Genomic DNA, 14,873 nt, shown 5'->3' on the forward strand with positions numbered 1-14,873 from the left:
ACGGTTTTTCGTTGCGGGCTTCGTCTGGTGCAGCCGCCAAACTGCGACCAGGGAGGTTATTTTCGGATCGCGGCGAGTTCGGCCAGGATGGAATCGACCACGTCGGCGCCGATCTCTTCCTTGTGCTTTTCGTAGACCACCATCGACTTCTCACGAATCCGCTTCTGCTCTTCTTCAGACAGCGTGTTGACCTCAAGACCGGCCGCCTTGATCTTCTCCAGCGACTTCTTGTTCAGATCGGCAATCACGCTGCGCTCGACATCGCGGCCGACGCTGGCGCATTCGCGCAAGGCCGCCTGCTCTTCCGGCGCATAGGTGTCGAAGATGGCCTTTGAGAAGAGGAACAGGAACGGCGTATAGGCGTGATTGGTCTCGGTAACATATTTCTGGACCTCAAAGAACTTCGAGGTGTCGATCGTCACATAGGGGTTTTCCTGCGCGTCGATCGTCTTCGTTTCCAGCGCCGAGAACACTTCACCGAAAGCCATCGGGGTGGCGTTGGCGCCCAGGTTCTGGAAGGTGTCGAGGAAGATGTTGTTCTGCATCACGCGAACCTTCATCCCTTCGAAATCTTCCCACTTGGTGACCGGGCGAACCGAGTTCGACAGGTTACGGAAGCCGTTTTCCCAATAGCCCAGATTGACCAGACCGACGGCTGCGAGCTTCTCGCTCATCATGTCGCCGAACTTGCCGTCGAGAACGGTGTAGGCTTCCTGAGCATTGGAAAACAGGAAGGGCAGGTCGAACACACCGAGCGCCGGCTCGATGCCGACCAGCGGTGAGGACGAGGTAACGACGGCTTCCTGTACGCCAGAACGAAGCGCCTGGGTCGCCTGAAGGTCACCACCGAGTGCGCCGCCCCAGAAGGCCTGCAGCTTGAGCTTGCCGCCCGACTTCTCGTCGAGGCACTTCTGCATGGCTTCGATACCATTGCCCACCGGATGATCGGCGTTAATACCGTTCGAAACGCGGATCGTGCGATCGTTGAATTCGGCGAAGGCCGGTGCGGCACCGCCGGCACAGAACGCGAGAGCGGTGGTGGTCAGCAGAAACTTTCTCATTGTATTTCCTCCCTTGGATAAAACGAGACGGTTGAAAAGGCGTGTGTCACCGGAGCCATTGCGCCGGGACGATGACGATGTCCGGAAAGACCACGAGCAACATAAGGATGAATATCTGGGCGAGCAGGAAGGGCGTGATGCCCGTCACGACCTTGCCCAGAGGCACCCGGCCGACGCCGCTGACGACGTTAAGCACGACGCCCACCGGTGGCGTGATCAGGCCAATGCAGCAGTTCATGATGAACATCACGCCGAAATAGACCGGGTCGATGCCCGCCTGCTTGATGATCGGCATGAGGACCGGCGTCAGGATCAGAATGGTCGGCGTGAGGTCCAATGCTGTACCGACCAGAAGCACCAGCAGCATGATGACGAACATCAACAGCATGGGCCGGTCGATCAGTGGCTCGATAAAGCGGGTGATCTCACCTGGAATATTGGCAGCGGTGATAAGCCAGGCCGAAACCAGAGCTGCGCAGACCAGGAACATGATGATCGCAGTGGTCTTGGCCGCTTGCAGAACGACACCCGGCAAGTCGCGGGGCTTCAGTTCGCGATAGATCACCATCCCGACAAACATCGCATAGAAGGCGGCGATCACAGCGGCTTCCGTCGGGGTGACGATGCCAGCTTTAATGCCACCGAGAATGATGACGGGCATGCCGAGTGCCCAGGCCGCGCGACCGGTGGCATTCAGACGTTCCTTCGCCGGCGCCTTGGGCAGGGGCTTGATATTATCTTTCCGGACCACGATCTGCCAGGCGATGACCAAACCGAGACCCATCAGGATACCGGGCACGATCCCCGCCATGAAAAGCTGGGTGATGGAGACATTCGCGGCAACGCCGAAGACAATGAAGGCCATCGACGGCGGAATGACGGGAGCGATAATGCCGCCGGAGGCAATGAGACCTGCAGACCGGGGCACGTTGTAGCCAGCCTTTGCCATCATCGGGATGAGGATAGCAGCAAGCGCTGCTGTGTCGGCTGCGGCCGAACCAGAAATGGAGGCCATGATCACGGCCGCCATGATCGCGACGATGCCCAGACCGCCCCGGATGTGGCCGACACAGGCAATTGCGAATTCGATGATGCGACGCGACAGACCGCCAGAATTCATCAACTCGCCGGCCAGGACGAAGAAAGGAATGGCCAGCAGCGTGAAGGTATCGGCGCCGGCGATCATGTTCTGGGCAATGATCTGGCTGTTGAACATCCCCATGTACCACATGAGGGTGACGCCGCAGAACATCAGGGCGAAGGCAACCGGCACGCCGATCGCCATGACACCAAGAAGCGAAACGATGAAGACGACGAGGGTCATCAGGCGCGCTCCACCAGCTTTTCGATACCCATATGTTCACCGGCAAACATCGCGACCTCTTCGTCCGTGACGCGACCGGTGAGCAGGCGGAACAGGCGTTCCAAGGCAATCAGGCTGCAGCCCGCGCCGGTGAAGAAACCAATGCCATAGACCCAGCCCATGGACAGTCCGGTCACCGGCGCCTTCATGCTGGAATTGATCGGCAGTTGCAGCCAGGTGCCCCAGAAGAACAGCGCGGAAACGCCCAGAATGACGAGATTGGACAGGATCATGCAGACGATCCTCCCACGGCGACCCAGGAGCGCGACGAGGGACTCGACACCGAGGTGACCGTATTCGCGGAAGCCGACAACCGCCCCAATGAAGGTCAGCCAGACGAAGAAGTAACGCGCCATCTCATCCGAGACTGTCAGGCCGGAATTGAAGCCATAGCGCAGCATGACATTGACAAATACCATGATCGCCATGCCGCCGAGCAGCAAGATGAGCAGGAGTTCGAGAAAACGGTAGAAGAGATCGACAGCCTTTGTCATCGGCACCTCACGCATTGTCGAGGAGGCCGCGGCGGGCCAGATTAGCAAACAGGGCGCGGGTCCCGAACGTCCATTCGGGGCAGGCATCGGTTCGATCGACCCAGTTCACCAGACGTCCGAGCTTGGGCGTAGAGATTTCGACGCGATCGCCCACTTCATGGGTGAAACCGAGCCCTGCGCCACGACGATCCTTGACCGGCGCAAACATCGTGCCGAGGAATAGCACGGCCCCATCGGGATACTGGTGATTGCGATTACGCAACTGCGCGACGAGATTTTCCGGCGAGCGGCTGATCGCTTCCATGGGGCTTTCGCCCGTCATCTCGAAACCGTCCTCGCCACGCACGACAAGCGCGACGCGGACCTTGCGCAGCACGTCGATCGTGAAGCTCTCATCGAAAAGGCGGATGAATGGACCGATGGCACAAGAAGCATTGTTGTCCTTCGCTTTCCCCAGAAGCAGCGCCGAACGTCCTTCGACATCGCGCAGGTTGACGTCGTTGCCGAGCGTCGCCCCCAGGATCCTGCCGTCGGAACGCACGGCCAGAACAATCTCCGGCTCTGGATTGTTCCACTGCGAGATTGGGTGGATTCCAACGGCGTCACCACAAGCGACAGACGCCATTGGCTGCGCCTTGGTAAAGATCTCCGCATCTGGGCCGATCCCGACCTCCAGATACTGGGACCAGAGACCCATCTCCTGCAGCAGCCCCTTCACCTTGGCCGCCTGCTCGGAGCCTGCAACGACACCGCGCAGGCTGTCGCCGAGAACAGGCGCCAGCTGGCCGCGAATGGCCTGAGCACGACCGGAATCCCCCTTGGCCTGTTCCTCGATGACCCGCTCCAGCATGCTGTCGGCAAAGGTGACACCGGCGGCCTTGACGGCCTGGAGATCGATCGGGGCCAGCAGGCGGCCTGCTTTTGCCGAGAGGAAGTCATCGAGCGAGCCCAGATCGGGAAGATCCGAAGCCTGCGCCAGACGCTTGGCGATGTCGTCGATTTCCAGAAGCCCGGACGAGGTCGCCGAAATGCCTGTCAGATCCAACACGCGACCGGCGCGCACCAGAACCGGGCACGGTCCTCCGGCGGCGTCGGACCATACGCGACCAACGAGGAGCGCGTCTGAGGCGTCCTCGGGAAGAATATCAACGGATCTTAGATTGCGCTCTACCGCCAAGACGAACCTCCTCCACGTCCATATGGCGAGACGACACCCCTGTCGCCTTGCCGTATTGTCAGGATGTCTGACAACTCCTCACGAACATTAATAAGGAGTGAATGCGCCCCTGTCTACCCCCGCACCGTTTCATACCCACGTGCGGATGGCGCGTTATCCAGTATGGCTCAGAATTGCTCCAGGCTCAGTTCGATGCGGCTCGCCGCGCCATGCATGTGCAACCGCATCGCCTCGCGTGCATCGGTCGGATTGCGGCTGGCGATCGCATCGCGCAGCCTCGTATGTTCCGCAATCGTCACCTCGACGATCTCCTCCAGAACGGCACGAGACCGGGCCGCATTGATCGCAAGGCTGATGCGCTCGGCGATGAAGCCGATGAACATCGAAAAATACTCATTGCGGGTCGCATCCGCGACCGCCCGATGGAAGGCAAGATCCGCATCGATCCCCTGATCCGACCATTTCTCCGCCCCCGTCATGCGATCCAGTGCCGCATCGATGCGAGCAAGATCCGCCGGCGTGTGATGAACCGCAGCAAGACCCGCAGCCTCGATTTCGAGAGGCACGCGCAGCTGGAACATGGCGCGGAAGCTGTGCGGGTCGAACAACTCGCCATCCTTGATCCGGATGGGACGCAAGGAACGCTCCAAGACGAAGGCGCCAACGCCCTGCCGGGTTTCGACAAGCCCCTCATTTCGCAATTGCGCGATAGCTTCGCGGATAACCGAGCGGCTGACCCCAAGCGTTTTCGCTAGCACATGCTCGGTCGGAAGCTTGTCGCCCGGCGCTAGACGTCCCTCGTTGATCTCAGCGGCAAACTGCGCTGCGATCCGCGTCGGCAGATGATCGCTTCGTTTGATCTGCCCAAGGTTGAATTGACCTATATCGATCGCCATGCCCGACTGCTCTCCGTACCACCCCGCCGGTTGTTCACGAATCTTTTGCGAAATTCAATTGGCAACCGGGATTCATGATGATCCGCGGATCGATGGCGCGCTTGATCGCATTCAGCAGATGCGCCTGAGTCTGCGGCAGACCGGAGATGAAATCGGACTTCTTCAACCGACCAATCCCGTGTTCGGCGCTGATCGAGCCGCAGAAACCGAGCAGAACCCCATTGATCAATCCCTTCGCCTGGTAAATTAACTGGTCCGTCTTCTCCCGCGTTAGTCCCGCCGGCGGCAGCACATTGAGATGCACATTTCCATCTCCGACATGGCCGTAGGATACACAGAGGCAATCCGGCAAAGCCGACATCACGGCGGCTTCCGCCTGCTGCACGAAATCGGCAAGCTTCGACAAGGGCACCGACACGTCGGTTCGCAGATGCGGGCCGCGTTTTGCCTGCCCCTCGTTCATGCCCTCTCGGAATGCCCAGAGATTGCGCGCCTGCGCCCGCGATACCGCCACCACGCCGTCAAGAACAAGGCCGTCCTCCATCACCCCTTGCAGGAAGCGCTGCATCAGATCGTCGATATCCACGAGCCCCGACCCGGAAATCTCCATCAGAACATAGGCCGGGTAATCACCTGGCATCGGCATCGCCAGATCCGGCATTGCCTCGCGAGCAAGCGTGAAAGCGACTGGCGGCATGAATTCGAAGGCCGACATCAAGTCGCAGCAGTCGCGTCGCGCCCGACGGTAAAGCGCAATTGCATCGGACAAAGCGTTTAGACCCAGAAGCGCTGTCGCCACCTGCTCCGCTGGCGGCATCAACTTGACAGAGACGGCGGTGACAATTCCCAACGTGCCCTCGGCACCGATGAACAACTGCTTCAGGTCAATTCCGCGATTATCCTTGCGCAAGGTCGACAGCCCGTCGAAGACCGAACCATCCGGCAAAACCACTTCTAGGCCGAGCACCAACTCGCGCGTCATGCCATATCGCAAGACATTGATGCCGCCGGCATTGGTGGAAACATTCCCGCCGATCCGGCAAGATCCCTGCGCTCCTAATGCGAGCGGGAAATAGAGCCCAGCCGCCTCCACCCTGTCCTTGAACTCGGACAGCACGATACCGGCTTCCACCACAGCCGAGAAGTCATCGACATCCAGCCGCCGTATGGCAGTCATCCGTTCTAGACTGATCACAACCTGACCTGCGGGATCATCGGGCGTCGCCCCGAGGACGAGCCCCGTATTGCCACCTTGCGGCACGATGGAAAGCCCGAGCGCTCCGATTGCCTTGACGGCCGCAGAAACTTCAGCCGTGCTTCTCGGCCGGACGACCGCGACAGCACCTGTCGTGATGTCACCATGCCAGTCGCGGCAATAGTGCTCGGTTGCTGGTCCCGACAACACGAGATCATTCCCGAGCCGGACCCTCAGCGCCTCTACGCGCGCATCCGCCACCCCTCTTTCGGATCCACTCACGTCCTCACGATCCATCTCGTTCCTCCTGCGGACTGCGTCTCGATGCGCGACCGTAAAATATTCAGTTTTCAAGCGCCAAATATAAGGTTATCAGACAACCTTACAAATGCTTTTTTCAGCATGAGTGCTTGTGCCCGCCGGACACTGGGCGGATGAATGGAATCGGAGGAAAAAATCATGCATTTTCTGATCATCGGCGCCGCGGGAATGGTCGGTCGGAAGCTGGCGCAACGCCTGACCAACGACGGTTCGCTCGGCGGCAAGCCTGTTGAGGCCATGACCCTGGTCGACGTCGTCACACCGGATGCCCCTGCTGGCTTCGCAGGCCGCGTCGCACTGGAGACGGCAGACCTTTCGGCGCCGGGAGCTGCTGAAAAGCTCATCGCAAGCCGTCCCGACGTTATCTTCCATCTGGCGGCTATCGTTTCGGGCGAGGCTGAACTCGATTTCGATAAAGGCTACCAGATCAATCTTGATGGCACGCGCTATCTGTTCGAGGCGGTTCGCCTCGCGCATCTCGAAGATGGTTATCGCCCCCGCGTGGTCTTCACCTCCTCGATCGCCGTTGTCGGCGCCCCCCTTCCCTTCCCCATTCCGGATGATTTTCACACCACGCCACTCACCAGCTACGGCACCCAGAAGGCGATCTGCGAATTGCTGCTGGCCGACTACTCCCGCAAAGGCTTCTTCGACGGCATCGGCATCCGCCTCCCCACGATCTGCATTCGCCCCGGCAAACCGAATAAGGCCGCCTCAGGCTTCTTCTCCAACATCCTGCGGGAGCCTCTGATCGGCCAGGAGGCCGTGCTTCCGGTAACGGATGACGTCCGCCATTGGCATGCCTCTCCCCGCTCTGCCGTCGGCTTCCTCCTGCACGGCGCAACCATCGACGTGGAAAAAGTTGGCCCCCGCCGCAACCTCTCCATGCCGGGCGTCAGCGCCACGGTCGGCGAACAAATCGAGGCACTCCGCCGCATCGCCGGCGACAAGGCTGTGAAGCTCATTCGCCGCGAGCCGGACGAGATGATCATGCGCATCTGCGCCGGTTGGGCACCTGGCTTCGAGGCCAAACGTGCCCGCGAACTCGGCTTCGTCGCTGAAAACTCGTTCGACGACATCATCCGCATCCACATTGAGGATGAACTGGGAGGCAAGCTTTGACATCGGAACAGAACAAGCGCATCGCCTTTTTGGGTACCGGCCTGATGGGCGCGCCGATGACGCGACGATTGCTCGCCGCCGGTTTCCCGGTAACCGTCTGGAACCGCGATCTCAGCAAGGCTGAAGCACTGGTGGGCAATGGCGCAACCCTTGCCGGCACTGCCGCCGAAGCGGTCAACGACGCTGATGTCGTTATCACCATGCTCTCTGACGGCAATGCCGTCGGAGATGTCCTCTTCTCGGCAGGTGTCGATAACGCGCTGAAGTCGGGGGCTGTCGTTGTCGACATGTCATCGATCGCACCGCCGATTGCCAAAAAGCACTCAGCCAGATTGAGCGAGCGCGGCATCGCCCATGTCGACGCGCCGGTCTCAGGCGGCGTGGTCGGTGCGGAAGCCGGAACACTGGCCATCATGGCCGGCGGCGACGTCTCAGTGATCGCGGGTCTTGCCAATGTGTTTGCAGCGCTCGGTCGCGTCACCCATGTTGGTCCCTCCGGCGCCGGCCAGATCTGCAAGCTCGCCAACCAGCAGATTGTCGCCATCACCATCGGCGCAGTTGCCGAAGCCATGATGCTGGTCGAAGCCGGCGGTGCCTCTCGTGAACAATTTCGGGAAGCCATTCGTGGCGGCTTCGCCGAAAGCCGCATCCTCGACTTGCACGGTGCCCGCATGGTCGAGCGTCGCTTTGAGCCAGGCGGCCCATCGCGCCTGCAACTGAAGGATCTCAATGCAGTTAGGGCGATGGCTGACGAGTTTTCACTTGCTCTTCCGTTGACGACAGAGGTGCGCAACGCCTTCGAGGCCTTCGTCGACGACGGCAATGGCGAGAAAGACCACAGCGCATTGCTCCTGCATCTGGAGAAGATAAACAATCGGGAGAAAGGCCACCCATGAGCGGAACAGAGCAACCCAAACGCCGGCTGCGCTCGCAGGACTGGTTCGACAATCCCGATCACCTCGACATGACTGCGCTCTATCTCGAGCGCTTCATGAACTACGGCACAACGCCCGAAGAGCTTCGCTCGGGCAAACCGATCATCGGGATTGCCCAGTCGGGCAGCGACATCAATCCGTGCAACCGCCACCACCTGGATCTGGCCAAGCGCGTCCGGGACGGCATCCGCGATGCTGGCGGCATCCCCATCGAGTTCCCCTCGCACCCACTCTTCGAGAACTGCAAGCGGCCTACGGCTGCGCTCGACCGCAACCTTGCCTATCTCGGCCTGGTCGAACTCCTGTACGGCTACCCCTTCGATGGCGTGGTGCTGACGACCGGCTGCGACAAGACCACGCCTTCGGCGCTGATGGCTGCATCGACGGTGGACATACCGGCGATCGTGCTCTCAGGCGGCCCCATGCTTGACGGTTGGCATGACGGCGAGCTCGTCGGCTCCGGCACCGTCATCTGGCGCTCGCGCCGCAAATACGCGGCCGGTGAGATCACCAGGGAAGAATTTCTCGAACGCGCACTCGATTCCGCACCCTCCGTCGGCCATTGCAACACCATGGGCACAGCCTCCACCATGAATGCCATGGCCGAAGCCCTTGGCATGTCGCTGACCGGCTGCGCTGCGATCCCCGGCGCCTACCGGGAACGCGGCCAGATGGCCTATCGCACGGGTAAACGAGCCGTCGAACTGGTGCTAAAGGACATCAAGCCATCGGACATTCTCACGCGTGAGGCCTTCCTCAATGCGATCCGCGTCAATTCCGCAATTGGTGGCTCCACCAATGCCCAGCCTCACCTCATGGCCATGGCCAAGCATGCCGGCGTCGAACTGCTGCCGGAGGACTGGCAGGTCCACGGATTCGACATCCCGCTGCTCGCCAACGTCCAGCCGGCCGGCGCCTATCTCGGCGAGCGTTTCCACCGGGCCGGCGGCGTGCCTGCCGTCATGTGGGAACTGCTGCAAGCCGGAAAGCTCAACGGCGACTGTCCAACGGTCACCGGCCTCAGCATGGCTGAAAACCTTGAGGGCAAGGAGTCCGTCGATCGCGAAGTGATCAAGCCTTACAGCGAACCGATGCGCGAGCGCGCCGGCTTCCTCGTGCTCAAGGGCAATCTCTTCGACTTCGCCATCATGAAAACCAGCGTCATCTCGGAAGGGTTTCGCTTGCGCTACCTCAACGAGCCCGGACGCGAAGGCGTCTTCGAGGGCCGCGCTATCGTCTTTGACGGATCGGAAGACTACCACAAGCGCATCAACGACCCATCGCTTGAGATCGATGAAAATTGCATTCTGGTCATCCGCGGTGCCGGCCCGCTCGGTTGGCCTGGATCGGCTGAAGTCGTCAACATGCAGCCACCGGACCACTTGATCCAGCGCGGCATCCTGAGCCTGCCGACGATTGGCGACGGGCGCCAGTCCGGCACCGCCGATAGCCCGTCAATCCTCAACGCTTCGCCGGAAAGTGCCGCCGGAGGCGGCCTTGCCTGGATCCGCAGCGGCGACACGATCCGCATCGATCTCAACCAGGGCCGCTGCGATATGCTCGTTGCCGAGGATGAGATTGCAAGACGCAAAGCCGAGGGCATCCCGACAGTGCCAGCCGATGCCACACCCTGGCAGATGCTCTACCGCCAAACTGTCACGCAATTGGCCGACGGCGCGACGATCAAGGGAGCCGACGCCTTCCGCCAGATCTCCAAGAAACCTCCGCGTCACAATCACTGAAGTTTCTTCAAGATGCCATCGCAGCCGGGTTGACGCCCCGTCTGCGTCAACTCGCTGGTTACCAAATTAGGCCCCATTCCGTTTCAGATGGAACTGAGTGAGCGCCAGAACATTCTCCATCCAAGCAATCGCATCGATGGAGACTATAATGAAAACCGTGGCTTCGCTGCTGGCCGGTACGGCTCTTGCTGTGTCCACCTTGCTGGGCGGTGTCGTTTTGGCATCGGCTGTGCTGGAGCCCCGGGATGAGACTCCGCACTTCACCGGTCTCGACGTCGCAGATCTTTGGACCCTGACCCCCGTTCGAGTAGATCCGGAAAATCAGACGTATGAGCGGCTTCCACCCCGCTATGGCAGCAACGTGGTCATGGCAAGCGCGTCAGCGACCCCACAGCAGCCTGACGAGGAGAAGGTGGCGTCAGTCGTGCAGAAGGTTGACGTCATTGAAACAAGCGCGGTGACAGAACTCGATCAGGGTTCAGAAGCACCAGTGCTGTCGCCCGCCCATGTCTCCTGGTGCGAAGCGCGCTATCGCTCTTACAGCGCTGACGACAACAGCTATATCTCTTACCGTGGCGAGATGCGCAGCTGCGTTTCGCCCTACCTTAATGGCTCTCCGGAGGAAACCGGAGATGCAAAGGCGACACTCGTGCAGGATGAGACGGGAAATGCGACGCCAGTCGCGGTCAACTCCCTGCACGCCAACAACTGTCTCCAACGCTACAGATCCTATCGCGCCGAGGACAATTCCTATCAGCCCTATGGCGGTGGTCCGCGTAAGCAGTGCGAGTTGCGTACCTTCTGAGCGTCAGAAGACAGACCCACCCGCCCGACCGGGATCGGGTTGCCCCTAACGCTTTAGACTTCCGACAATATTTGGCCTGAACGGCTAAACCGGTCAAAATAACTGGATCACTCCGCCAGAATGAGCCCTGGTGGCGGCGTTGAAGGCTGCAGGCCCGATACACGAGCCGTCAGATAGGTCAGCGCATTCTGCAGACCGTTCATCGTGTAAGGCTTCTCGATCGCACCGATCGCCCCGGCAAAATCATCGGGGATGCGTTTCACATTGCCGGTGACAAAGACAAACGGAATCCCGGTGGAAGCAAGATGCCGTCCGATGTCGATACCTGAGGGGCCATCGCTCAGATGTACATCGACGAACGCAAATTGCGGCCCCGTCTGATCGACGATTTCCAAGGCAGCGCAGCGTGAGGCAGCAGTGCCGACCACCTCGTGACCTGCCGCTTCCACTTCCATCTCCAACTCAAGCGCCAGCAGGGCTTCATCCTCGACAATCATGATCTTCAAACGTCGGAGTCCTTCATTTCCTCAACCAGAATGGTTACCAGCACATCGGTGCGGTACCCTTCGACCGTCCGCTCAACGTCAGCACGCAGTTGCTTTGCACAGGCCTCCAGCATCAGCTTGCCGAAGGCTTCCTCTTCCGGATTGACGGCCACGGGCATCGTCGTGTCGGTCACCCGGATCACAAAATGCCCATTCGTCCGTTTCACCTGCAGATGGATTTCTCCGCCACCATCGCTCAGCCCCCTTCGAACTGCGTCAAGCACCAGTTCGTTGACGATCAGGGCGAGCGCCGAAGCCTTGGCGGAAGGGACCAGCACCGGAGCGAGATCGGTGGTGACGCGAATATCGTCCCGCTTCAAAGCCCCCACCAGATCCTCAATCAGGTCCTTGGCGAAATCTGCCACATCGAACCGGCCCAGATCGTTGTTCTTAAACAGCTTGCGCTGCACGGTGCTGAGAGCTTCAACGCGGTTCAACACGGAGAACAGGGTCCGCTTCACCACGTCGTCTTGCGACATCCGTGCCTGAAGCTTGACGATTGAGGCGATGGTCAGAAGGTTGTTCTTGACCCTGTGATCCACCTCATGAACCAGCATTGTCTTTGCCTGAAGCGCTTCACTCAAGTCGCGTGTCCGGCGTGCCACTTCCTCTTCGGCGGAAAGCCGCGCCTGCGCAAGTTGCACCTCCTTGCTCTTGATATTGGTGAAATCGAGCTGGGAGGCGAAGAAATAGATGACCTCTCCCTTGGCATCCCGCACAGGGCTGACGAAGAGCGCGTTCCAGAATTTGCTGCCATCTTTCCGGTAGTTCAGGATATCGAGCGCAACATCATGCTCGCCGGCCACGGCCTCACGCAGCTGTGCGACCGCATCGCGATCTGTATCGGGTCCCTGAAGCAGACGACAGTTTCGGCCAACCAACTCGTCCGTGCTGTAGCCGGTAAGGGTCGCAAAGGCCTTGTTGCAGAAGATGATCGGATTGTCCGGCTGGCGAGGATCGGTAATCAGCATGGGCATCCGAGTCGCCTTGAAGGCGGCGGCAAATGGATCCTCGGACGGATGCGAAGCCAATAGCCGGTCGCCGGCGTCACGGGCATCCCGCCGAATGGAATTGTCATCAGTCATATGTATATTCTGTCCTGAAGCGGGCTGGTGATGACAATGATCGGCTCCCTCAAAAAGTTCCAGGAGATCAAAAAAAGTCGAGCGGTGATCGACACTCCCGTTTTTAACCTCCCCAAACTGACCCACATCCCGACATGGACTTGTCTCGACCTTTCGCGTATTCCACAGAAGAGTGATGGGCACATCGTGTTCGAGGTAGAGTGACTTGACTTCCACGGACGATGAAAACCCGCTGTCTACTGCATTCCTGAAGCACGGCGGCCGGATGGCCGATCTGATCCGGGACCATGATTGGTCGGATGGCCTGGGGCCTGTCGAAGTGTGGCCATCGTCTCTGCGGTCAGCCTTGTCCATCTGTTTGAGCTCAACCTTCCCGACTGCGATTTACTGGGGACCTGAGCTTCGCCTTCTCTACAATGACAGCTGGGCACCTATTCCGGGCGAACGGCACCCGGACGCACTGGGTCGCCCCGCGTCTGAGGTCTGGGCCGACATCTGGGACGTCGTGGGTCCGCAACTCGACGAGGTGATGACCACAGGCAAAGGTATATCGACCTATGACCAGATGCTGCCAATGGTCCGTGCAGGCGTGCAGACGGAGACCTACTGGAACTACAGCTTCACCGCGATCCGCGACGAATACGGCGCCATAGTCGGTATCTTCAACCAGGGCAATGAGACGACGGCTGCCGTTCTCGCGCGCCGTCAGGCGCAACAGGAGATCTCCAGGCTCGGACGCATGTTCGCCCAGACCCCTGCCGCCATCGCCATTCTGGAAGGACCAACCCACGTCTTCACGCTCGTGAACGCGGCCTACGAGTTGCTGGTCCAGCGCAGCGGCTTGGTCGGCAAGACGGTTGCCGAAGCGCTGCCAGAAGTTCAAGACCAGGGCTTCATAGACCTTCTCGATACGGTTTACACATCGGCAGAACCCTATATCGGCCGTGCGGTACCGATCGACTTCATCCTGGCCGGTGGGCAAGTCGAGCAGAAACATGTCGACTTCGTCTTCCAGCCGATGATCAACGCCGAGGGGGAGACGCTCGGAATATTCGTCCAGGCAACAGATGTCTCCGAAGTCGCGACTGCCATGGCAGCCCTGCGAGAAAGCGAAGAGCGGTTCGAAGCGATCGTCAATTCCATCGACCAGATGATCTGGTCGACCACGCCGGACGGCCACCACGACTACTTCAATCAGCGTTGGTACCAATACACCGGGCTGAACGAAGGTGAGACCAACGGCCTCGCCTGGGATAACCCTTTTCACCCGGATGATCGGGCGCACGCTTGGCAAGTCTGGCAACACAGCCTTGCAACGGGCGAACCCTATCATGTCGAATACCGCCTGCGGCACCACTCGGGCGAATATCGCTGGGTAATCGGCAGAGCGCAGTGCGTGCGTGACGAAGAGGCAAGGATCATCCGTTGGTACGGCACCTGCACCGATATTCACGATCTGAAACTCGCAGAGGAAGCACGCCAGTTGCTGCTGCGAGAACTGAACCACCGGGTCAAGAATCTCTTCTCGATCACCTCCGGTATGATCAATATGACGGCGCGAACGGCAGTGACCGTCCCGGCCATGGCGGAGACCCTTCAAGGGCGACTGCGCGCTTTGGCGAAGGCCCATGAACTGGTTCAGCCGGCGATATCGGCCGGCCCCCAGGCGCCGGAAACCGGATCGCTGCGCTCTTTGATCGAAGACATACTGAGCCCGCATGTGGAAGACTGCTCGCGCGTTTCCTTGTCCGGACCACCTGTCGAAATTGGACTGAAGGCATCGACCAGCCTTGCCCTGATTTTCCACGAACTCGCGACCAATGCTGCCAAATACGGTGCTTTCGCTGGCGCCGAAGGCAAGCTCAATGTTCGCTGGGCAATCATCGACCAGAACCTGTATCTCGATTGGAGCGAAGCACTCATCGGCCGGCAAATCAGCGCCCCCTCTAGCCTGGGTTTCGGAAGCAAACTGGCTAGAACGAGCGCGACGCAGCAGTTGGGTGGAGAAATTGCTTTCAATTGGGCACCGGATGGACTGCAGATCAACATGCGCGTCGCCGAAAACCGGCTCGACCGATAATATCTGCTGAACAAAGGATTGAGCGGCCAATCATGCGGTATGGGCGCCGTCC

The 14,873-nt window shown here is 59.9% G+C and carries 13 protein-coding genes; 5 read left to right on the forward strand and 8 right to left on the reverse strand.

What is annotated here, in order from left to right:
- Positions 1-56: 56 nt before the first annotated feature.
- The 6 genes from FJQ55_RS20815 to FJQ55_RS20840 form a co-directional block, all read right to left on the reverse strand.
- Complete coding sequence (locus FJQ55_RS20815) at positions 57-1,061, reverse strand: TRAP transporter substrate-binding protein (protein ID WP_140831593.1); 1,005 nt, start codon at positions 1,059-1,061, stop codon at positions 57-59.
- Positions 1,062-1,107: 46 nt separating this feature from the next.
- Entirely contained in the window at positions 1,108-2,385 is a 1,278-nt protein-coding gene (locus tag FJQ55_RS20820; protein WP_140831596.1) for a TRAP transporter large permease, read from the reverse strand.
- Complete coding sequence (locus tag FJQ55_RS20825; protein WP_140831598.1) at positions 2,385-2,918, reverse strand: TRAP transporter small permease; 534 nt, start codon at positions 2,916-2,918, stop codon at positions 2,385-2,387. The genes FJQ55_RS20820 and FJQ55_RS20825 overlap by 1 nt, the downstream gene beginning before the upstream one ends.
- A 7-nt stretch (positions 2,919-2,925) precedes the next feature.
- The gene (locus FJQ55_RS20830; protein ID WP_140831600.1) at positions 2,926-4,095 is read right to left on the reverse strand and encodes a fumarylacetoacetate hydrolase family protein; all 1,170 of its coding nucleotides are present in this window, start codon (positions 4,093-4,095) and stop codon (positions 2,926-2,928) included.
- A 167-nt stretch (positions 4,096-4,262) separates the two neighbouring features.
- Positions 4,263-4,979: a FadR/GntR family transcriptional regulator gene (locus FJQ55_RS20835; protein WP_167507775.1), complete on the reverse strand. Its 717-nt coding sequence runs from the start codon at positions 4,977-4,979 to the stop codon at positions 4,263-4,265.
- A 46-nt stretch (positions 4,980-5,025) separates the two neighbouring features.
- Positions 5,026-6,483: an FAD-binding oxidoreductase gene (locus FJQ55_RS20840; RefSeq protein WP_140831606.1), complete on the reverse strand. Its 1,458-nt coding sequence runs from the start codon at positions 6,481-6,483 to the stop codon at positions 5,026-5,028.
- Positions 6,484-6,645: 162 nt separating this feature from the next.
- Between FJQ55_RS20840 and denD the strand changes: the two genes are divergently transcribed.
- The 4 genes from denD (at position 6,646) to FJQ55_RS20860 (ending at position 11,111) form a co-directional block, all read left to right on the forward strand.
- Positions 6,646-7,629, forward strand: a complete 984-nt coding sequence (denD, locus tag FJQ55_RS20845; RefSeq protein WP_140831609.1) for a D-erythronate dehydrogenase — start codon at positions 6,646-6,648, stop codon at positions 7,627-7,629.
- Positions 7,626-8,525, forward strand: a complete 900-nt coding sequence (locus FJQ55_RS20850; RefSeq protein WP_140831612.1) for an NAD(P)-dependent oxidoreductase — start codon at positions 7,626-7,628, stop codon at positions 8,523-8,525. The genes denD and FJQ55_RS20850 overlap by 4 nt, the downstream gene beginning before the upstream one ends.
- Complete coding sequence (locus FJQ55_RS20855) at positions 8,522-10,306, forward strand: IlvD/Edd family dehydratase (protein ID WP_140831614.1); 1,785 nt, start codon at positions 8,522-8,524, stop codon at positions 10,304-10,306. The genes FJQ55_RS20850 and FJQ55_RS20855 overlap by 4 nt, the downstream gene beginning before the upstream one ends.
- Positions 10,307-10,454: 148 nt before the next feature.
- Entirely contained in the window at positions 10,455-11,111 is a 657-nt protein-coding gene (locus FJQ55_RS20860) for a BA14K family protein (RefSeq protein ID WP_161597013.1), read from the forward strand.
- Between the two features lie 107 nt (positions 11,112-11,218).
- Here the strand turns inward: FJQ55_RS20860 and FJQ55_RS20865 are convergent, their stop codons facing one another.
- Together FJQ55_RS20865 and FJQ55_RS20870 are read right to left on the reverse strand one after the other, a co-directional pair.
- Positions 11,219-11,617 (reverse strand): response regulator, encoded by a 399-nt coding sequence (locus tag FJQ55_RS20865; RefSeq protein WP_140831618.1) that lies wholly within the window; start codon positions 11,615-11,617, stop codon positions 11,219-11,221.
- A complete protein-coding gene (locus FJQ55_RS20870; protein ID WP_140831620.1) occupies positions 11,614-12,741 on the reverse strand; it encodes a PAS domain-containing protein in 1,128 nt (375 codons plus the stop codon). Before FJQ55_RS20870 ends, FJQ55_RS20865 begins: the two co-directional genes overlap by 4 nt.
- Before the next feature lie 346 nt (positions 12,742-13,087).
- Between FJQ55_RS20870 and FJQ55_RS20875 the strand changes: the two genes are divergently transcribed.
- A complete protein-coding gene (locus FJQ55_RS20875) occupies positions 13,088-14,821 on the forward strand; it encodes a sensor histidine kinase (RefSeq protein ID WP_246085226.1) in 1,734 nt (577 codons plus the stop codon).
- Positions 14,822-14,873: the final 52 nt, after the last annotated feature.

The sequence above is a fragment of the Rhizobium glycinendophyticum genome (assembly GCF_006443685.1).
GTDB lineage: Bacteria > Pseudomonadota > Alphaproteobacteria > Rhizobiales > Rhizobiaceae > Allorhizobium > Allorhizobium glycinendophyticum.

Coding starts and splice junctions, on each gene's coding strand:
- FJQ55_RS20815 (WP_140831593.1), bottom strand. CDS start 1,061: ATGAGAAAGTTTCTGCTGACCACCACCGCTCTCGCGTTCTGTGCCGGC.
- FJQ55_RS20820 (WP_140831596.1), bottom strand. CDS start 2,385: ATGACCCTCGTCGTCTTCATCGTTTCGCTTCTTGGTGTCATGGCGATC.
- FJQ55_RS20825 (WP_140831598.1), bottom strand. CDS start 2,918: ATGACAAAGGCTGTCGATCTCTTCTACCGTTTTCTCGAACTCCTGCTC.
- FJQ55_RS20840 (WP_140831606.1), bottom strand. CDS start 6,483: ATGGATCGTGAGGACGTGAGTGGATCCGAAAGAGGGGTGGCGGATGCG.
- denD (WP_140831609.1), top strand. CDS start 6,646: ATGCATTTTCTGATCATCGGCGCCGCGGGAATGGTCGGTCGGAAGCTG.
- FJQ55_RS20855 (WP_140831614.1), top strand. CDS start 8,522: ATGAGCGGAACAGAGCAACCCAAACGCCGGCTGCGCTCGCAGGACTGG.
- FJQ55_RS20860 (WP_161597013.1), top strand. CDS start 10,455: ATGAAAACCGTGGCTTCGCTGCTGGCCGGTACGGCTCTTGCTGTGTCC.
- FJQ55_RS20870 (WP_140831620.1), bottom strand. CDS start 12,741: ATGACTGATGACAATTCCATTCGGCGGGATGCCCGTGACGCCGGCGAC.